General features: G+C 66.4%; 21 protein-coding genes and 2 tRNA genes. 12 read left to right on the forward strand and 11 right to left on the reverse strand.

Features of this window, described 5'->3' with window-relative positions:
* Nucleotides 1-101: 101 nt before the first annotated feature.
* The 6 genes from rsmG to rpmH are packed head-to-tail and all read right to left on the reverse strand — an operon-like array spanning nucleotide 102 to nucleotide 3206.
* Complete coding sequence (gene rsmG / locus MRBLMI1x_RS02605; RefSeq protein ID WP_363455736.1) at nucleotides 102-773, reverse strand: 16S rRNA (guanine(527)-N(7))-methyltransferase RsmG; 672 nt, start codon at nucleotides 771-773, stop codon at nucleotides 102-104.
* Entirely contained in the window at nucleotides 739-1245 is a 507-nt protein-coding gene (locus MRBLMI1x_RS02610; protein WP_363455739.1) for a protein jag, read from the reverse strand. The genes rsmG and MRBLMI1x_RS02610 overlap by 35 nt, the downstream gene beginning before the upstream one ends.
* A gap of 18 nt (nucleotides 1246-1263) precedes the next feature.
* A complete protein-coding gene (gene yidC / locus MRBLMI1x_RS02615; protein WP_363457795.1) occupies nucleotides 1264-2361 on the reverse strand; it encodes a membrane protein insertase YidC in 1098 nt (365 codons plus the stop codon).
* 6 nt (nucleotides 2362-2367) lie between these two features.
* The gene (yidD, locus tag MRBLMI1x_RS02620; RefSeq protein ID WP_018187798.1) at nucleotides 2368-2679 is read right to left on the reverse strand and encodes a membrane protein insertion efficiency factor YidD; all 312 of its coding nucleotides are present in this window, start codon (nucleotides 2677-2679) and stop codon (nucleotides 2368-2370) included.
* A 41-nt stretch (nucleotides 2680-2720) separates the two neighbouring features.
* Entirely contained in the window at nucleotides 2721-3059 is a 339-nt protein-coding gene (gene rnpA, locus MRBLMI1x_RS02625) for a ribonuclease P protein component (protein ID WP_026302946.1), read from the reverse strand.
* 9 nt (nucleotides 3060-3068) lie between these two features.
* Nucleotides 3069-3206, reverse strand: coding sequence for a 50S ribosomal protein L34 (gene rpmH, locus MRBLMI1x_RS02630; protein ID WP_026302947.1), 138 nt, complete (start codon nucleotides 3204-3206; stop codon nucleotides 3069-3071).
* 304 nt (nucleotides 3207-3510) lie between these two features.
* Here rpmH and dnaA point away from each other — a divergent pair, with 304 nt between their 5' ends.
* From dnaA to MRBLMI1x_RS02665, 7 genes are all read left to right on the forward strand, one after another.
* Complete coding sequence (dnaA, locus tag MRBLMI1x_RS02635) at nucleotides 3511-4935, forward strand: chromosomal replication initiator protein DnaA (protein WP_018187801.1); 1425 nt, start codon at nucleotides 3511-3513, stop codon at nucleotides 4933-4935.
* Nucleotides 4936-5387: 452 nt separating this feature from the next.
* Nucleotides 5388-6530 (forward strand): DNA polymerase III subunit beta, encoded by a 1143-nt coding sequence (gene dnaN, locus MRBLMI1x_RS02640; RefSeq protein WP_018187802.1) that lies wholly within the window; start codon nucleotides 5388-5390, stop codon nucleotides 6528-6530.
* A 54-nt stretch (nucleotides 6531-6584) separates the two neighbouring features.
* Nucleotides 6585-7751, forward strand: a complete 1167-nt coding sequence (recF, locus tag MRBLMI1x_RS02645; protein ID WP_018187803.1) for a DNA replication/repair protein RecF — start codon at nucleotides 6585-6587, stop codon at nucleotides 7749-7751.
* On the forward strand, nucleotides 7738-8232 hold the full coding sequence (locus MRBLMI1x_RS02650) for a DUF721 domain-containing protein (RefSeq protein ID WP_018187804.1): 495 nt from the start codon (nucleotides 7738-7740) through the stop codon (nucleotides 8230-8232). Before recF ends, MRBLMI1x_RS02650 begins: the two co-directional genes overlap by 14 nt.
* Before the next feature lie 124 nt (nucleotides 8233-8356).
* On the forward strand, nucleotides 8357-10399 hold the full coding sequence (gene gyrB, locus MRBLMI1x_RS02655) for a DNA topoisomerase (ATP-hydrolyzing) subunit B (RefSeq protein ID WP_026302949.1): 2043 nt from the start codon (nucleotides 8357-8359) through the stop codon (nucleotides 10397-10399).
* 54 nt (nucleotides 10400-10453) lie between these two features.
* Entirely contained in the window at nucleotides 10454-13030 is a 2577-nt protein-coding gene (gyrA, locus tag MRBLMI1x_RS02660; protein WP_020097606.1) for a DNA gyrase subunit A, read from the forward strand.
* On the forward strand, nucleotides 13027-13434 hold the full coding sequence (locus tag MRBLMI1x_RS02665; protein ID WP_018187807.1) for a DUF3566 domain-containing protein: 408 nt from the start codon (nucleotides 13027-13029) through the stop codon (nucleotides 13432-13434). The genes gyrA and MRBLMI1x_RS02665 overlap by 4 nt, the downstream gene beginning before the upstream one ends.
* Nucleotides 13435-13455: 21 nt before the next feature.
* On the opposite strand, the gene MRBLMI1x_RS02670 is transcribed toward MRBLMI1x_RS02665, so the two are convergent.
* On the reverse strand, nucleotides 13456-14166 hold the full coding sequence (locus tag MRBLMI1x_RS02670; protein WP_363455750.1) for a VIT1/CCC1 transporter family protein: 711 nt from the start codon (nucleotides 14164-14166) through the stop codon (nucleotides 13456-13458).
* A 114-nt stretch (nucleotides 14167-14280) separates the two neighbouring features.
* Between MRBLMI1x_RS02670 and MRBLMI1x_RS02675 the strand changes: the two genes are divergently transcribed.
* The 3 genes from MRBLMI1x_RS02675 to MRBLMI1x_RS02685 all read left to right on the forward strand — a co-directional run bounded on the left by MRBLMI1x_RS02675 (nucleotide 14281) and on the right by MRBLMI1x_RS02685 (nucleotide 15157).
* Nucleotides 14281-14354, forward strand: a tRNA-Ile gene (locus tag MRBLMI1x_RS02675).
* Nucleotides 14355-14368: 14 nt separating this feature from the next.
* A tRNA-Ala gene (locus tag MRBLMI1x_RS02680) sits at nucleotides 14369-14441 on the forward strand.
* A 296-nt stretch (nucleotides 14442-14737) separates the two neighbouring features.
* Nucleotides 14738-15157 (forward strand): NUDIX hydrolase, encoded by a 420-nt coding sequence (locus MRBLMI1x_RS02685; protein WP_363455753.1) that lies wholly within the window; start codon nucleotides 14738-14740, stop codon nucleotides 15155-15157.
* A 16-nt stretch (nucleotides 15158-15173) separates the two neighbouring features.
* On the opposite strand, the gene MRBLMI1x_RS02690 is transcribed toward MRBLMI1x_RS02685, so the two are convergent.
* The 3 genes from MRBLMI1x_RS02690 to MRBLMI1x_RS02700 form a co-directional block, all read right to left on the reverse strand.
* On the reverse strand, nucleotides 15174-15827 hold the full coding sequence (locus tag MRBLMI1x_RS02690; RefSeq protein WP_018187810.1) for a hypothetical protein: 654 nt from the start codon (nucleotides 15825-15827) through the stop codon (nucleotides 15174-15176).
* Nucleotides 15828-15900: 73 nt separating this feature from the next.
* Nucleotides 15901-16398: an aminoacyl-tRNA deacylase gene (locus tag MRBLMI1x_RS02695; RefSeq protein WP_414685563.1), complete on the reverse strand. Its 498-nt coding sequence runs from the start codon at nucleotides 16396-16398 to the stop codon at nucleotides 15901-15903.
* Nucleotides 16391-16957: a hypothetical protein gene (locus tag MRBLMI1x_RS02700; protein WP_018187812.1), complete on the reverse strand. Its 567-nt coding sequence runs from the start codon at nucleotides 16955-16957 to the stop codon at nucleotides 16391-16393. Before MRBLMI1x_RS02700 ends, MRBLMI1x_RS02695 begins: the two co-directional genes overlap by 8 nt.
* 100 nt (nucleotides 16958-17057) lie before the next feature.
* Here MRBLMI1x_RS02700 and MRBLMI1x_RS02705 point away from each other — a divergent pair, with 100 nt between their 5' ends.
* On the forward strand, nucleotides 17058-17615 hold the full coding sequence (locus MRBLMI1x_RS02705) for a peptidylprolyl isomerase (protein WP_018187813.1): 558 nt from the start codon (nucleotides 17058-17060) through the stop codon (nucleotides 17613-17615).
* A gap of 7 nt (nucleotides 17616-17622) precedes the next feature.
* Nucleotides 17623-18498 (forward strand): rhomboid family intramembrane serine protease, encoded by an 876-nt coding sequence (locus MRBLMI1x_RS02710; protein ID WP_363455763.1) that lies wholly within the window; start codon nucleotides 17623-17625, stop codon nucleotides 18496-18498.
* A 73-nt stretch (nucleotides 18499-18571) separates the two neighbouring features.
* On the opposite strand, the gene MRBLMI1x_RS02715 is transcribed toward MRBLMI1x_RS02710, so the two are convergent.
* Nucleotides 18572-18808, reverse strand: a complete 237-nt coding sequence (locus MRBLMI1x_RS02715) for a cell division protein CrgA (RefSeq protein ID WP_018187816.1) — start codon at nucleotides 18806-18808, stop codon at nucleotides 18572-18574.
* Between the last annotated feature and the right edge of the window lie 47 nt (nucleotides 18809-18855).

The following is an 18855-nucleotide window of genomic DNA, read 5'->3' on the forward strand; positions in this document are numbered from 1 at the left end:
GATATTTCACGTGAAACGAGCCGGTTCGATCCGAGTGTGTTTCACGTGAAACGGAATCCAGTCACCGCGCCAGGCGGTGATGTTCCACGTGAAACATCGTGTCAGCGCACGGTGGCGCGGATGACGCGGGTGGGCTCATCGACAACCGCATCGCCGACCGGCTCGATCCGCACGTGGGAGAGCCGGAACTTCCGGATCACCTTCTCGGCCGCCGTGATCTCATTCGCAGCATTCGCACCCTTCAAAAGGATGAGCTCGCCGCCATCACGGACCAACGGGGCAGTGATCGGGATGAGGGTGCGGAACGCACTGACCGCGCGTGCAGTGACGGCATCCAGAACCGGACCTTCCGCCCACTCCTCGCCGCGGCCACGAACGATCTCGACGTTGTCGAGATCCAGATCATTCGTCTGCTCTGTCAGCCACGCGATACGACGTTCCATCGGCTCGACGAGAACCCAGCGCACATCCGGCCGTGCGATCGCGAGCACGAGGCCGGGCAGTCCCGCACCCGATCCGATGTCACCGACTCGAGCGCCGGCCGTGAACAGGGGTGCGGCAACCGCACTGTTCAGAATGTGACGCGTCCAGATGCGGGGGAGCTCGAGCGGGCCGATGAGCCCACGCTCCTCACCCTGCGCGATCAGCGCGTCGGTGAACCGCCGTGCCAGGTCGATTCGCTCACCGAAGACGGATGCCGCGCCTGCCGGCTCGACCTCGGGTGTTTCACGTGAAACGTCAGGCACGACGGAGAACCGTGTGACGGTCTGCACCCTCGCCGTACGACTCCGACACCAGACCGTGCTCGGCGGCGATGTCGTGGATCAGCTTGCGCTCATAGCTGGACATGGGCGGGAGGGATGCCTGCGACGCACCGTCATCGAGACGTTCGACCGCTCGTTCGACGAGCTTCTGCAACTGTCCGCGACGCGCATCACGAGAACCGCCGACGTCGAGGATCAGTCGCGAGAAGCGTCCGGTCTTCGTCTGCACGGCGATGCGGGTGAGCTCCTGCAGAGCCTGGACCGTGTCGGGGTCGGCGAGCAGCGACAGTGCGTCGGCCTGCTCGTTCTCGACCGACACGTAGGCACGGCCTGCGCGAACGTCGAGAGTCAGGTCGCCATCGATGTCGGCGATGTCGAGGATCCCCTCGACGAAGTCCGCCGCGATGTCGCCTTCCTGCTCGAGCTCGTCGACGGTGGGCTCAGGACGCGCGCTGGGGTTCTGTTCAGTGGTCGTCATCATCGTGATCCTTCGCTTCCGTCAGGACGTGCCGTCCTGCTTGCCCTTCTGAGCCTGCTTCTTCGCACGGTTCTTGCTCACGGGCTGCTGCCGCTTGGGGGCTGCCGCCTTCGCGCGCTCCGCCTCTTCGAGCAGTCGCCGCTGCTCGGCCTCGTACTTGGCCATCGGGATGACCTTGCCGGTGGCGTCGAGCGCCTTCCCCTTCTTGGCCAGGCGCTCCTCGCGGGCCTTGGCGGCCTCCGAGCCCGGCGTCGGAAGGTTACGGATGACGATGAACTGCTGGACCATGGTCCAGATGTTCGACGTGAACCAGTACATGACCACGCCGAGGGGGAAGAAGACACCCGAGAAGATGAAGGCGAGGGGGAGGACGTAGAGCATGATGCGCTGCATCTGGTACGCCTGGCCGGTCTTGGCCTCGGGGGAGAGGTTCTTCGAGATGATCTGCAGCTGCGTGAAGAACTGCGACAGGATCATCAGGATGACGAGGATCACAAGGATCACGACCGTCGCCGTCTGATTCGTGTTGATCGCATCGATCATGTTGACGTGCAGCGGAGCCACACCGAAGAGTTCGGCGTTGTAGAACTCGCGCGTCAGGATGGGGTTGAGCAGCCCGGTACCGCCGACGCCCCACTCCGCGTGTCGCTTGACCTCACTGAGCGTGTAGAACATGCCGAGGAGGATCGGCATCTGCACGAGCAGGGGAAGACAGCTCGACAACGGTGACGTGCCGTGCTTCTTGTACATCGCCATGGTCTCGCGACTCATGGCCTCGCGAGAGAGCTGGTCGCGCTTACCCCGGTAGCGCTCCTGGATCTTGCGCATCTCGGGCGCGAGTTCCATCATCTTCCGCTGGCTCTTGATCTGCCGAACGAAGAGCGGGATCAGCGCGGCACGCACCACGATGACGAGGCCGACGATGGACAAAACCCAGGTCAGACCGGCATCCGGCTGCAGCCCGATCGACGTGAAGACCCAGTGCCAGAAGACGAGGATCGCCTCGACGACGAACTTGAAGGGCCAGAGGATGGTGCTGAAGAAGTCCAGTCCGCCCGGTTTCGGGGTCGTCGGGTTCGGAAGCGGAGGCAGGGTCGCCGCGGCGGCGAAGAGATCCACCAAGGATCAGTCCTTTCTGCGGGGCACGACGAAGCCGTGCGAAGTCAGGTCGTGCCGGAAGTGCGTGTGGGCGGGAACGTCGTCGATGCCGCCCGCTGCCCACGGGTGGCATCGCGCGAGGCGGGAGGCTGCGAGAGCCGAGCCCTTGATCACACCGTGCTGTTGCACCGCGCCGAGCGCGTAGGCCGAACACGAGGGATAGTACTTGCACACATCGCCGTACACCTGGGAGATGGTGGCCCGGTATCCGTGCAAAAAACCGATGACGGCGTTGCGGGGGAGAAGCAGAACGGATGCCGGCAGTGCCGCGGCATCCATCACCGCTTCTCCTCGCGTGTACGAGGGGAGTGGTGCGGAGCTCACGCGGCGGCCTTCCGCTCGAGGCACCGGACCACTTCGGTTCGGAGATCCGAATAGTCGGCGGATGCCGCTGACGGCAGCACGCGGATCACCACGTCGGCACCCGGTCGCACGTCGGCGAGAGCCTCAGCGCAGATCGCTTTCAGGCGGCGCCGGACGGTATTGCGCACGACAGCGCCCCCCACGCGCTTGCTCACGATGAAGCCGAAGCGTGGGGGGCGCTGCTCAGACGTGCTGACCACATGGGTCACGGTGTGCGCTGCCGCACAGCGAGAACCTCCGCGGACGACGGAACGGTAGTCCGCCCCGCGGGTGATGCGATTCCCGCGCGCCAGCACCGTGTGGCGTCAGGCCGAGAGCTCGGTGCGCCCCTTGGCGCGACGAGCCGAGAGGATGGCGCGGCCGGCGCGCGTGTGCATGCGGGCGCGGAAGCCGTGCTTCTTGGCGCGGCGGCGGTTGTTGGGCTGGAACGTGCGCTTGCTCATGAAGATCACTCCGGGAAGGCGGGGTCACCCGAACGCTCGAGACCGGGGACACAGGTACATGGGGGACCCACGCCGAAAAGGCGCAAGTCAACCGACCTAGGATACGTCGAGATTCCTGAGATCCCAAACCGGGACGCCGACCGGCCATTATCCACCGATGCCGGAAGCGGCCTGGCGACGACACGCGGGCCGGTTCTACAGTGGGTTTTGCCTTGCGGAGCCCTGATGACTAGCGTGATCCGGACACTTATCCACAGGTTGTGCACAGACCCGTACACACCATTGTCCACACCCCGGGAGGGTCATGTCCGAGCACGAACTTCCAGATGTCCCCGTCTGGAGCGCTGTGCTCGACGTGCTGGCCCAGGACGACCGCGTGACACCGCAGCTGCACGGGTTCGTGAACCTCGCCGTCGCGCAGGGCGTGATGAGCGGCACCCTCTACCTCGATGTGCCGAACGATCTGACCGCGGGTCAGTTCAACAAGCGTCTGCGCGGGCCGATCATGGAGGCCCTCGCCCAGGTGGATGCCGAGCCGGCGGCGAGCACATTCCGTGTCGTGGTCAATCCCGAACTGGGTGACGCGCACCTCACCGCCCCGGTCCCCGTCCAGTCGGCGCTCGCGCCGACACCCTCGGCGCCGACGCGGCCCGGAGCGGACGACTACGCGGAGCAGGCGGCCCCGGCATCCCGCAACGACACCCGACTGAACCCGAAGTACACGTTCGACAGCTTCGTCATCGGGCAGTCCAACCGCTTCGCCCACGCCGCCGCCGTCGCGGTCGCCGAGGCGCCCGCCAAGGCCTACAACCCCCTCTTCATCTACGGAGACTCGGGGCTCGGGAAGACCCACCTGCTGCACGCGATCGGCGATTACGCCATCAACCTCTACACGGGCATCAAGGTCCGGTACGTCTCGAGCGAGGAGTTCACGAACGACTTCATCAACTCGATCGTGAACAACCGCGCCTCCGCGTTCCAGGCCCGCTACCGGGATGTCGACATCCTCCTGATCGACGACATCCAGTTCCTGCAGGGTCGCGCCGAGACGCAGGAGGCGTTCTTCCACACCTTCAACCAGCTGCACGACCACGACAAGCAGGTCGTGATCACGAGCGATGTGCCGCCGCGACACCTCACCGGGTTCGAGGACCGGATGCGGAGCCGCTTCGAGTGGGGCCTCATCACCGACGTGCAGGCTCCCGACCTCGAGACCCGTATCGCGATCCTCCGGAAGAAGGCGCAGTCCGAACGCCTGCAGGTCCCCGACGAAGTGCTCGAGTACATCGCGACGAAGGTGTCGAGCAACATCCGCGAGCTCGAGGGCGCCCTCATCCGCGTCTCGGCGTTCGCGAGTCTCAACCGGTCGAACCTCGACATCTCACTCGCGCAGACCGTCCTCCGCGACATCGTCGACCAGGATGACGCGAACGTCATCTCGCCGACCGACATCATCTCCGCCACAGCGCAGTACTTCCGCCTCACGGTGGACGACCTCTACGGCTCGAGCCGCTCGCAGTCGGTCGCGACCGCCCGCCAGATCGCCATGTACCTGTGCCGTGAGCGCACGAGCCTGTCGTTGCCGAAGATCGGTCAGCTCTTCGGCAACCGGGACCACACGACGGTGATGTACGCCTACAAGAAGATCAGCGAGCTCATGAAGGAGCGGCGCTCGATCTACAACCAGGTGTCCGAGATCACCTCGCAACTCGGCCGTTCGGCACGCTGACGCTCGCACACACCCACGCTGAAGCTCGCACACGCCCGAGTGTTCCGGCGTACTTGACACGCCTCCGGGCAGACCCTCACAATGCGGTTTCCCACAGTGTGGAAAGCCTGTGGATAACTGTGCGGTGGCGGCCCTCGAATGTGAACGAACGGCGACAACCTGTGGATGACGGTCTGAACCGAGCATCGACGGCCCCAACGTTCTCCCGCGTGTTTCCGCAGTCTCTGCACAAGTTACACGGATGTGGTTCCGGCTCGACGACTGGGATCCACCGACTTATCCACAGTTTCCACAACTGTTAACAAGAAGACAGAGAACTATCTAATGAGAGCCAGATCCGATCACACCCACGGGGAGCGGTCGGCGGCCGACGGCTCGTCATCGGTGCTTCCGGACCCGCTCCTCGTGGGCACTAGCATGAGAGGGCCCATCTCGCCGTCAAGGGAGCATCAGTGAAGTTCCACGTCAACCGCGATGTATTCAGCGAAGCCGTGTCGTTCGTCGTGAAACTGCTCCCGCAGCGGAACCCTCAGCCGATCCTGGCTGGTGTCCTCATCGAGGCCAGTGACGAAGGCCTCTCGCTGGCCGCATTCGATTACGAGGCATCCGCCCGTACCCGTATCGACGCCACCGTCGACGAGCCGGGCACGATCCTCGTCCACGGCCGCCTGCTCTCCGAGATCGCCAGCCGTCTTCCCAACGCCCCGATCCAGATCACGCAGGATGCCGACGGTGAGATCGTCCTGACCTGCGGATCCGCGCGCTTCACGCTGTCGGCGATGCCGGTGGCCGAATACCCGGCGATCCCGGAGGTGTCGGGAGAATCCGGACTCGTCCCGGGCGACGACTTCTCGACCGCGATCGCGCAGGTCGCCTTCGCGGCATCCCGTGATGACGTCACCCCCGTGCTCACCGGCGTCCAGCTCGAGGTGACGGGCAACGAGCTGAGCCTCGTCGCGACCGACCGCTACCGCGTCGCACTCCGCGAGATCAACTTCGACAGCGGAGCCGTCGCCCGCGAAGAGGCGACCACCGCACTCGTGCCGGCTCGCACGTTGACCGAGGTCGGCAAGACCTTCGCCCACTCCGGCGACATCCAGGTGTCGTTCTCGGGGTCGGGCGACCGCGAGATCATCGCCTTCACGGCGGGCAACAAGACCGTCACGTCGCTCCTGATCAAGGGCAACTTCCCCCCGGTCCGGCGGCTTTTTCCCGCGCAGACCGAGCACTACGCCGTCGTCAACACCGCCGACCTCGCCGAGGCCGTCCGTCGCGTCTCGCTCGTGCTCGACCGTTCCGCGCCGCTGCGTTTCACGTTCTCCGACGAGGGTGTGTCGATGGATGCCGCCGGCACCGAGCAGGCGCGCGCGACCGAATCGGTCGATGCGACGCTCGCCGGTGACGAGGTCACGCTGGGTCTGAACCCGCAGTACCTGCTCGAGGCCCTCGGCGCGGTGAAGAGCGAGTTCACGCGTGTGACGTTCACCTCGAGCGAGAACGCCAACAAGCTCAGCCCGGTTCTCATCACGCCGCAGACCTCGGGCACGCCCGAGACGTTCAAGTACCTGCTGCAGCCGAACCTGCTGCTGCGCTGACCCCGTCGTCCGTCCACCTCGAGGCGTGTCGGTGCCTCGAAGGAGGGTGATCTGATGATCGTGGAGCATCTGAGTCTCGTCGACTTCCGCAATTACGCGTCGGCCGAAGTGAGCCTCGTCGCCGGCCCCAACGTCTTCGTCGGTCGGAACGGTCAGGGCAAGACGAACCTGGCCGAGGCGATCGGTTATTTCGCCACCCTCGGCTCGCACCGCGTCTCGCAGGATGCACCGATGGTCCGGTACGGAGCGGATGCCGCCTTCGTCCGCGCGCGTCTCGGCTACGGCGACCGGCGCATTCAGCTCGAAGCGCAGCTGAACCGCTCCGGATCGAACAAGGCGCGTGTCAACGGCTCGTCCGTGCGTACCTCCGAACTCCCGCGCTATGCGCAGGTCGTCCTCTTCGCGCCCGAGGACCTGCAGATCGTTCGAGGTGACCCGTCGGCCCGCCGCAGGTTCGCCGATCAGTTGCTCGTGCAACGCTCGCCCCGCATGAGCGGCGTGCTCGGCGACTACGACCGCGTGCTGAAGCAGCGAACCGCGCTCCTGAAATCCGCGCGGGCCCGTGGGCTCAAGGCCGAGCAGCTCACGACGCTCGACGTATGGGACGACAAACTGATCTCGCTCGGCACCGAGATCATCCTCGCTCGGCTGCGACTGGCGGAGGATCTGGCGCAGCCCATGCGGGACGCCTACGAGGCGATCGCCGGTGCGGATCACGACCCGAAGCTCGAGTGGGTGCTCACCGTCGAGGGCGCGGATCCCGAGGACGACGCATCCGCTGTCGGACAAGCCGGTTCCGCCGTCGGCGCCGAGGCGATCGCGGCATCCTTCCGCGCAGGACTCACCGCCAAGCGCTCGCAGGAGCTCGAGCGTGGAGTGACGCTCGTCGGGCCGCACCGTGACGATCTCCTGCTTCGGCTGCGCGGTCTGCCGGTGAAGGGCTACGCGTCGCACGGCGAATCGTGGTCGACCGCACTGTCGTTGCGGTTGTCGTCCGCGCAGCTCCTACGCGACCAGTTGCGGCTCGGCGACCCGATCGTCATCCTCGACGACGTCTTCGCCGAACTCGACGCGGATCGACGCGCGCGACTGGCCGGCGTGGTGGCGGATTTCGAGCAGGTCATCGTGACGGCCGCCGTCGAAGGCGACGTCCCCGAAGCGCTCCGAGTGCGGACCGTCCGAGTCGAAGCGGGCACGATCGTGACGGATGCCGATGTCTGATCCCGCCGGCATCCCGGAGACGGTCGCGACGTACATGCGCCTGCGCGGACTCGAGCCGTCGGCCGCCAAGAAGCGCCGCAAGCGCCGCCGGAACGACGACGACGAGAACCAGCCGTTCACGTCGGGACGCGATCCGAAGGGGGTCGGCGATCTGCTCGCGGACCTGACCCGTCAGTCCGGGTGGGATGCGCAGCTCGCGAAGGAGGACCTCGTCCTCCAGTGGGCCCAGGTCGCCGGCGAGGAGACCGCCCGTCACGCGGATCCCGTCGCGCTCAGCGACGGCGTCCTCACCGTGCAGTGCGATTCGACGGCGTGGGCGAAGAACCTGCACCTCATGCGGTCGACCATCGTCACGGAGCTCATCCGACGATTCCCCGAGGCCGGCGTCGAATCGGTGCGTTTCGTGGGGCCGGACGTCCCCTCATGGAAATGGGGCCCCAGAGCCGTTCCAGGGCGGGGCCCTCGCGATACCTACGGGTGAGGCACGTCCCGCACCATCCGGGAAGCTTTCACGCGCTCACAGCGCCGTTCAGCCGCTCATCGCGCCCCCTTTCCGATAGACTGGGGAGAAGGCCTGAACGATGGATGTGGAGCGCACGAAACCGATGACGTCAGAAACCCCCGACACCGTTCCCGAAGAACCCGAAACTCCCGCCGAACCCCGGATTCCCGCCGAATACGGCGCCTCCGAGATTCAGGTGCTCGAGGGTCTCGAAGCGGTTCGCAAGCGGCCCGGCATGTACATCGGATCGACCGGTGAGCGCGGCCTCCACCACCTCGTGTACGAAATCGTCGACAACTCGGTCGATGAAGCCCTCGCGGGCTACTGCGACACGATCCACGTGACGATCCTCGAAGACGGCGGGCTCCGCGTCGTCGACAACGGTCGCGGCATCCCCGTCGACCCGCACTCGTCCGACCCGAGCAAGTCGACCGTCGAGGTCGTGCTCACCGTCCTCCACGCCGGCGGAAAGTTCGGTGGCGGCGGATACGCGGTCTCCGGTGGTCTCCACGGCGTCGGCTCCTCTGTCGTGAACGCCCTGTCGACGCGGTTCGAGGTCGAGATCGCGCGCCAGGGTCACGTGTGGCGTCAGACCTTCTCAGGCGGCGGCAAGCCCGAGGCGCCGTTGGCGAAGGGCGAGGAGAGCGACAAGACCGGCACGACCATCACGTTCTGGCCGGACGGGTCGATCTTCGAGGCGACGGACTTCGACTACAACACCCTGCGCACACGCTTCCAGCAGACCGCGTTCCTCAACAAGGGCCTCCGCATCACCCTCACGGACGAGCGTCCCGAGGCCCTCGACGTCGTCGACCTGCCCGAGGGCGGGTCCGAGACGGCCCAGCGCCACGACGACTTCCTGTACGAGCGCGGCCTCGTCGATTACGTCGAGTACCTCAACAAGGTCCGCAAGGCCGAGGTGATCAACGACGAGATCATCGAGATCGAGTCCGAGGACACCGTCCGCCACATCTCGCTCGAGCTCGCGATGCAGTGGACCGCGGGATACACCGAGAACGTCTTCACCTTCGCGAACACGATCAACACGCACGAGGGCGGTACCCACGAAGAGGGTTTCCGCGCCGCGATGACGATGTACATCAACCGCTACGCGAAGGAGAAGGGCCTTCTCAAGGAGAAGGACGAGAACCTCGCCGGTGAGGACATCCGCGAAGGACTCACCGCGGTCATCTCCGTGAAGCTCGCCGAGCCGCAGTTCGAGGGCCAGACGAAGACCAAGCTCGGCAACACCGAGGCGAAGGCCTTCGTGCAGAAGGTCGTCGGCGACCAGCTCATGGACTGGCTCGACCGCAACCCGCAGCAGGCCAAGCTCATCATCACGAAGGCGATCGAAGCGGCGACGGCGCGCATGGCCGCCCGCAAGGCGCGCGAGACCGCGCGTCGCAAGAGCGTCTTCGAGTCGGCATCCATGCCCGAGAAGCTCAAGGACTGCACGAGCAAGGACCCGTCGATCAGCGAGATCTTCCTCGTGGAGGGCGACTCCGCCGGCGGCTCGGCGGTCTCGGGTCGCGACCCGGAGCGGCAGGCGATCCTGTCGCTGCGCGGCAAGATCCTCAACGTCGAGAAGGCACGCCTCGATCGAGCGCTCGGCAACGCCGAGATCCAGGCGATGATCCAGGCGTTCGGCGCCGGCATCGGCCCGGACTTCGACATCGCGAAGGCCCGGTACCACAAGGTCGTCCTGATGGCCGATGCCGACGTCGACGGCCAGCACATCACGACCCTCCTCTTGACGCTGCTCTTCCGCTACATGCGCGGACTCGTCGAGGCCGGCTACGTCTACCTGGCGCAGCCGCCGCTGTACCGCTTGAAGTGGTCGAACGCTCCTCACGAGTACGTCTACAGCGACGCCGAGCGCGACGCGCTGATGCGCGACGGGCTGGCGGCGGGCCGCCGCATCCCGAAGGACAACGGCGTGCAGCGCTACAAGGGTCTCGGCGAGATGAACGCCAAGGAGCTGTGGGAGACGACGATGGACCCCGAGACGCGCACGCTGCGTCAGGTCACCATCGACGACGCCGCGGCGGCCGACGAGATCTTCTCCGTGCTGATGGGCGAGGACGTCGAGGCGAGGCGCGGGTTCATCCAGCGCAACGCCAAGGACGTGCGGTTCCTGGACATCTGAGTCCGCCGCATCCGCCCCTGCACTCCCACGACGACGAACGAAGACTGAGAGAACATGGCTGACGAAGAGCGTCCCGACCCGACTGCCGGCTACCAGCACGGCAACATCGACCAGGTCGACCTCCAGGTCGAGATGCAGCGGAGCTACCTCGACTACGCGATGAGCGTGATCGTGGGGCGTGCGCTGCCGCGCGTCGAGGACGGCCTCAAGCCCGTCCACCGCCGTGTCATCTACGGCATGTACGACGGCGGCTACCGTCCCGACAAGAGCTACTCGAAGTGCGCTCGCGTCGTCGGCGAGGTCATGGGTCAGTACCACCCGCACGGTGACAGCGCGATCTACGACGCCCTCGTCCGACTCGTCCAGCCGTGGTCGCTGCGCTACCCGCTCGCCGACGGTCAGGGCAACTTCGGCTCCCCCGGCAACATGGGTGCCGCCGCCCCGCGGTACACCGAGACGAAGATGGCTCAGCTCGCGCTCGAGATGGTGCGCGACATCGACGAGGACACCGTCGACTTCGAGGACAACTACGACGGCCGCACGCGCGAGCCGGTCGTCCTCCCCTCCCGCTTCCCGAACCTGCTGGTCAACGGCTCGGTCGGCATCGCGGTCGGCATGGCCACGAACATCCCGCCGCACAACCTCCGCGAGGTGGCCGACGGCGTGATGTGGGCGCTGCAGAATCCGGATGCCTCTCGCGAAGAGCTCCTCGATGCGCTCATCGAGCGCATTCCCGGGCCCGACTTCCCCACCGGTGCGCAGATCCTCGGCACCAAGGGCATCCGCGAGGCGTACCGCACCGGCCGCGGATCGATCACGATGCGCGCCGTTGTGAACGTCGAGGAGATCCAGAACCGCACGTGCCTGGTGATCACGGAGCTCCCGTACCAGGTCAACCCCGACAACGTCGCGGCGAAGATCACCGCACTCGTGCGCGAGGGCAAGCTCAGCGGCATCGCCGACATCCGCGACGAGACGAGCGACCGCACGGGTCAGCGGCTCGTCATCGTGTTGAAGCGGGATGCCGTCGCGAAGGTCGTCCTCAACAACCTGTACAAGCACACGCAGCTGCAGGAGAACTTCGGCGCGAACATGCTCGCGATCGTCGACGGCGTGCCCCGCACGCTGCCGATCGACGGTTTCATCAGCTACTGGCTGACGCACCAGTTCGAGGTCATCGTCCGTCGCACCCGCTACCGGTTGCGCGAGGCCGAGAAGCGCATGCACATCCTGCGCGGGTACCTCAAGGCGCTCGATGCGCTCGACGAGGTCATCGCCCTCATCCGCCGCTCCCCCACGGTCGACGAGGCGCGCGAGGGACTGAAGTCGCTCCTCGACGTCGACGACGCGCAGGCCGATGCGATCCTCACGATGCAGCTGCGCCGACTGGCGGCCCTCGAGCGCCAGAAGATCGTCGACGAGGCGACCGAGCTCGAGCTCAAGATCGCCGACCTCAACGACATCCTCGCCTCGCGCGACCGCCAGAGCGCGATCATCGGCGACGAGCTCGGCGAGATCGTCGCGAAGTTCGGCGACGAGCGCCGCACGCACATCCTGCACGGATACGACGGCGACATGTCGATGGAGGACCTGATCCCCGAAGAGGAGATCGTCGTCACCGTCACGCGCAACGGGTACGTCAAGCGCACGCGCAGCGACAACTACCGCTCGCAGCATCGCGGAGGCAAGGGAGTGAAGGGTGCGCAGCTGCGCGCCGACGACATCGTCGAGCACTTCTTCGTGTCGACAACGCACCACTGGCTCCTGTTCTTCACGACCAAGGGTCGCGTCTACCGCGCGAAGGGCTACGAGCTCCCCGAGGGCGGGCGCGACGCGAAGGGTCAGCACGTCGCCAACCTCCTGGCGCTCCAGCCGGGTGAAGACGTCGCGCAGATCCTCGACATCCGCGACTACGCCGCCGCCGAGTACCTCGTGCTCGCCACACGCGACGGCAAGATCAAGAAGACGGCCCTCACCGAATACGACACCAACCGTCAGGGCGGCATCATCGCGATCCGTCTGCGCGGTCAGGACGAGGAGAACGGCGACGAGCTCGTCAGCGCGATGCTCGTCGACTCGACCGACGACCTGCTGCTCGTCTCGCGGCTCGGCATGTCGCTGCGCTTCACGGCGAGCGACGAGTCCCTGCGTCCCATGGGTCGCTCCACGGAGGGTGTGAAGGGCATGTCCTTCCGCGACGGCGACAGCCTGCTGTCGGCATCCGTCGTCCGTGATGAGGGCTTCGTCTTCGTCGTCACCCAGGGCGGGTACGCCAAGCGCACGGCGGTCGATCAATACCGCGTGCAGGGCCGTGGTGGCCTTGGCATCAAGGTCGCCAAGCTGCACGACGACCGCGGCGAGCTCGCCGGCGGTCTGATCGTCAGCGCGGACGACGAGGTCCTCGTGGTTCTTGCCAGCGGCAAGGTGGTACGCTCGGCCGTTGCTGAGGTGCCTGCCAAGGGCCGCGACACGATGGGCGTGGTCTTCGCCCGGCCCGACGACGACGACCGGATCCTCGCGATCGCCCGCAACGGCGAGCGTGGACTGGCCGAAGCCGTGGCCGACGCGGAAGCCCCGGCCGATCCCGCAGCCGCCTCGGCTCCTGAGACCACCGAAGAGAGTGACGCATGAGCTCTGTTGCCGACAAACTCGCCAAGAAGTCCTCGAGCCGGACGACCGCCAAGCAGGTCCGCCTCCGCCTCGTCTACGTCGACTTCTGGTCGGCCGTAAAGCTGTCGTTCCTGGCTGCGGTCGCCCTCGCGATCGTCACGGTGGTCTCGACTCTGCTGATCTACCTCGTGATCAGCTCGACGAACCTGATCGGCCAGGTCGACCAGCTCCTCGGTGCCGTCAACGGTGAGAACTCCTTCACCCTGTCGTCGGTGATCAACCTTCCGCAGGTGATGGCGTTTGCTGCCGTCGTGGCGATCCTCAACCTCATCGTCGTGACGGTGCTGGGCGCGGTCATGGCCGGGATCTACAACCTCATGGTCAAGGTCACCGGCGGCCTGCTGGTCGGCTTCACCTCGAACTGAGTCGGATGCCGCGGCATCCCGTCACGCGACGGAGGTGCCCAGCAGCAGACCCAGCGCCCACGTGACGGCGAGGGCGAGCGCCCCGCCGACGACGAGGCGGGTGACGGCGCGACGCTTGCCGGCGCCGCCGAGGCGGGCCGAAATCGTCCCGGTCAACGCGAGCGCGATGAGCACGGCGACGAACGTCGTCGGGACGCGCCATTCCGCCGGTGGGAGGACGATCGCGAGGAACGGCAGCAGGGCGCCCAGCGTGAACGCGATCGCCGACGACACGGCGGCCTGCCACGGGCTCGTGAGGTCGTCCGGGTCGATGCCGAGCTCGATGTCCAGGTGAGCGCCCAGCGCGTCGTGCGCGGTGAGCTCTTCGGCCACCTTGAGTGCCGTCTCCTCTGACAGTCCCTTCTCGCGGTACAGCTCCGCGAGTTCCGCCAGTTCCTGGTCGGGCATCTCGGCGAGCTCGCGCTTCTCCTTCTCGATGAGGGCGCGCTCGGTGTCGCGCTGGCTGCTCACCGAGACGTACTCGCCGAGGGCCATCGAGATCGCCCCACCGACGAGCGCGGCCGAGGAGGCCGTGATGATGGGACCGAGCTCGGTCGTCGCGCCGGCGACGCCGACGGCGACGGCCGCGACGGAGACGATCCCGTCGTTCGCTCCGAGCACTCCGGCGCGCAGCCAGTTGAGTCGCTGCCCGAGGCCAGCTCCCTGCGGTTCGGTGTGGAACGTCGTGCTCATGAGCCCAGTGAATCAGAACGAGCGGATGCCGCGGCCCACCCGTCGCTCGGATTCGTCAAACAGGCCCATCGTCGGGTAAAGTCTTGGAGGTTGCAGGCGTGAGCCGGCAACGACGGGGCTATAGCTCAGGCGGTTAGAGCGCTTCACTGATAATGAAGAGGTCCCAGGTTCAAGTCCTGGTAGCCCCACCGTCACCGCACCGGGGGCCTTAGCTCAGTTGGTAGAGCGCCTGCTTTGCAAGCAGGATGTCAGGAGTTCGAATCTCCTAGGCTCCACAGTACGAACGCCGGAATCCGCATCGGATGCCGGCGTTCTGTCGTTCTGTGATCGTTTCGTTGCCGGATCTTGCGGCTTTCTTGCGGTGGCCTTGCGCCTTCGTTGCGGCGAGGCGGCGACGATGATCGTGTCGCCGAAAGAACCGATGACCCGAATCTCGGATCCTTCGATGAGCACAGGCTCCCGCGGGGGACGCGGAGCATGTTCGCGACATTCGCCTGGGGCGCGTGGCTGGGGAGCCCGCGCTCCAGGCAGTCGCGCGCCCACCGGCATCCGCTCCCACTAGGGTGAACGCGTGGACATCCGCGTCGCTGCCTACGCCGTCATCACCGACGGAGACCGCATTCTTCTCGCCCATTGGAACAGCCCCACGCGTCCGGCGTGGACGATGCCGGGCGGCGGATTGGATCCCGGTGAGGATCCGATGGATGCCGCGGTGCGGGAGGTCCTGGAGGAGACGGGGTTCCACGTGGAACTCGACGGCATCCTGGGGACGGACTCGCAGGTGATCGCCGAGAAGGACCGATTCCACGGCAGCGGACCGATCCAGGCGCTGCGGATCGTCTACCGCGCGCACGTCGTCGGTGGCGCGCTCCGGAATGAAGAGGACGGCTCGACGGACGAGGCCGCATGGTTCCCCGTCCGCGACGTCCCCTCCCTCACCCGGGTCGGGCTCGTCGACACGGCGATGCGGATGGCGGGCCTGGTCGCCTGACCGCGACCCGGTCGGGTCACTGAATCGTCTTGATGTAGGCGAGCACGTCGTCCACGCGCTCGGGGCAGAACGTGACCGGCCCCATCCCGACCATCCCGGACGCGCTCTCGCTGTCGAGGAATGTGCCGGCCGTGACGATGAAGTTGTCGATCGCATCCTTCATCGGCAGAGTCTCCAGATCTGCGCACAACTCCCGCGAGATCGCGAGGGCCTTGGTGATGTCGACGTCGGGGAATTCCTTGGCCGTGTACTGCTTGAAGGCCTCGACGAGCTTGGGCTCGTCTCCCGGACAATACGTCTCGACGGCGGGCGTCACGATGATGTCGACCGCGTCTTCGCCGTACTGCTTCCGGATCTTGTCGTTGAAGACCCCGTACCCCAAGATGTAGCCCTTGTCGTCGTCGTACAGGTCCTCGCAGAGCTGATGCACCATCGGGATGAGCGTCTCCATGTCGGCCTCGGGCAGCTTCGCCGTGACCTCGGCCGTGAAGGCGGCGTCTTCTGCCGACACCGTCGGTGTGGGAGTGGAGGACGGCGACGCCGACGGGGACGCCGTCGTGCCGGCAGCCGGACCCGTCGCCGTCGGAGCGCCGGAACAACCGACCAGGGTGAGCGCGGTCACGATCACTGCGAGGGCGGGTAACAGGCTGCGCGAGACGGCGGAAGTCATGACTTCATGCTGGTGCACGCCCCCGCTGAAGATAAAGGCTGGCGCCGGGCACCCCGCGTCCCCTAAAGAGGGGTCAGGCCCGTCGTTCGCTCATCGGCTGCGAGATGTCGTCGACGACGGCGTCATAGGAGCGGATGAGGTCATCCGCGTCGACGAAGAGACTGAACCCGTGCGCCCCGGCGCCCATCGCGATCCGTTTGCCGACGATGCTCGCATCGGCGTAGACAGGCCAGGCGGTCGTGCTGCCGACCGGTGTGATGGTCCCGCGCTCGAATCCCGTCGCGGCAAGCGCCAGCTCGGGTTCGGGGAGTCGCAGCTTGTTCACCCCGACGACGGCGCGCAGCTTCGGCCAGGAGATGGCACGGTCCCCCGGGATGAGGGCGAACAGGTACGTGTCGTCGCTGCGTTTCACGACGAGGGTCTTGACGATGTCGGATGCCGCGAGTCCGAGCAGCTCCGCGGCCTCGTCGAGGCTCCCCGCCGCCGGACGAGCCACGAACTCCACCGAAAAAGACCGGGAGCGCGCCGCTTCAGCGACGCGCTCCGACGGTACGGGCGTGGATTCACGCATCCGGTGCGCGCAGCGGGTCGTCCGCCACCCACAGCTCGTCGTCAGCACGAAGCGTCTGCCACGCGGCGTAGAGGACACCGGCCGTGGCGGCGACACCGAAGATGATGGCGAGGACGCCACCGGCGCCGAGGCCCTTCTTCTCGGGGACCGACAGCTTCTTGGTGGCCTTCTTGCCGGCCTTGGCAGCATTCTTGCGGAACGAGTCGGCGTCGAACCCTCCCAGGCCCTTGCCCTTGGAGAGGCGGTGGCGCTGGTCGTTGGCGACATCCCACACCGACATCGCGGTGCCGACGACCGCGCCGGCGGCGGGAACGATCGCGCCGTTCAGCACCTTGCGGCCGGTCTCGACGCCACGGTCGACGTACGGTGCGGCGTAGCGCTCGTAGGAGTCCTTGGCGGCAGGCACGACGTGGTCGTGGTTGTACTTGCCGAGCTGGCGACCCGCCTCGCGGGCGACGTCACCGGCCTGACCGACGAGCACCTGCTGTGACTCCCACAGGTTCGCAGCCTGCTTCTGCAGCTTGCGGAGTTCCTTCTTGGTCTTGCGGTTGAGGCTCACGGGGCCCTCCCTTTTCGGGGTTCATCCGGGGACGTAGTGGGTCCATACTGCCAGACGCATTCAGGCGGCGCGGGGGGTTGCAAGTGAGAGGATGATGAGTATGCCGATTCACTCCGCTGTCGCAACACTGCACACCAACCACGGCGACATCGTCGTCAACCTGTTCGGCGATCAGGCGCCGCGCACCGTCAAGAACTTCATCGGTCTGGCCGACGGATCCCAGGCCTGGACGCACCCCGCCACGGGCAAGCCCGGCGAGGGCCCCCTGTACACCGATGTGATCTTCCACCGCATCATCCCCGGCTTCATGATCCAGGGCGGCGACCCGCTCGGTCAGGGCGTCGGCGGACCCGGATACAACTTCGACGACGAGATCAGCCCCGAGCTGACCTTCGGCACGCCCTACCTCCTCGCCATGGCGAACGCGGGCCTCCGCCGCAACGCCATCACCGGCAAGGCCGAGGGCACCAACGGCTCGCAGTTCTTCATCACGACCGACCCGACTCCGTGGCTCAACGGCAAGCACACGATCTTCGGTGAGGTCGCCGACGACGCCTCGCGCGCCGTGGTCGACGCCATCGCCGCCGTTCCGACCGGAGCGCAGGACCGTCCGGTCGAGCCCGTCGTGATCTCGTCGATCGACATCACCGAGGCCTGACCCCTTCGTGACCTCAGCCGACCCCCGGACCAATCCGGACAACTTCTGCTACCGGCATCCCGACCGTAAGAGCTTCGTGCTCTGCCAGCGGTGCCTCCGCACCATCTGCCCCGAGTGCCAGACGCCGCTTCCTGTCGGCGTCATCTGCCCGGAGTGCCTGGCGGAGCAGCAGAAGGGGGCGCGGTCGGCTGAGGTGAAGCGGATGCCGGGGCGGTTCGCGCGCAAGATGCGCAGCGACCGCCCCGTCGTCACCTACGCGATCGTCATCTTCACGATCGCGATGTACCTCGTGCAGCTCATCCCGGTCGTGGGAGGGACGGTCACGAGTGCGCTCGCGTTCGTGCCCGCTTACTCGGTGCCGGGGACGGGTCTGCCGTACGAGCCGTGGCGGATGCTCACGGTCGCCTTCGTCCATTCGACCCCGCTCCCCTTCCACGTCGCGCTCAACATGTTGGCGCTGTGGGCGCTCGGCCGGAGTCTCGAGCCGCTGCTCGGCAAGGCGCGCTTCGTCGCGCTCTACGCACTCAGCGCGATCGGTGGTTCTGCCCTGGTCGCACTCATCGCGCCGGGTACCTTCGTCGTCGGCGCCTCGGGTGCCGTGTGGGGGCTTCTCACCGCGATGCTGATCATCGGTCGCAACCTCGGCGTGAACATCCTGCCGATCGCGATCCTGCTCGGGATCAACCTGGTCTTCTCGTTCGTGGGCTCCGGTGTGTCCTGGCAGTCGCACATCGGCGGCGGCCTGGTGGGCCTGCTCATCGGGTTTATCTTCTCGAGGACGCGCGCGCAGAAGCGTCAGCCGTTGCAGGCAGCGCTGCTCGTCGCTGTCGGTGTGGGTCTCGTCGCGGTGACCGCAACGGTGCCGGCTCTGCTGTACCTCTGAGTTATCCACAGATTCATCCCCAGGCTGGGGATGAATCACACCGGTGTAATTCCTGTCGGTGGGATGCCGCGGCTCAGCGCCAGCGCGTCGTCATCAAGAAGCCGACGAAGGCGATGCCGAAACCGATCGCGAGGTTCCACGGACCGATGTCGGGGATCGGGAAGGCCTGGCCGCTCAGGTAGAAGACGATGATCCAGACGAGGCCGATGAGCATCAGCCCGATCATGATCGGCTTGAACCAGACCGGGTTGGGGGCGGCGTCGCCCTCGGGCTGGACCAGTCGGTCCTCGTCCTTGTCTCCACGTGCCATGGCGAGAAGTCTACCTGCCAGCCCTGTTTCAGCCTGCGCTGGCTAAA

Origin of the sequence: Microbacterium sp. LMI1x-1-1.1 (assembly GCF_040676205.1) — a bacterium.
Taxonomy (GTDB): Bacteria; Actinomycetota; Actinomycetes; order Actinomycetales; family Microbacteriaceae; genus Microbacterium; species Microbacterium aquilitoris.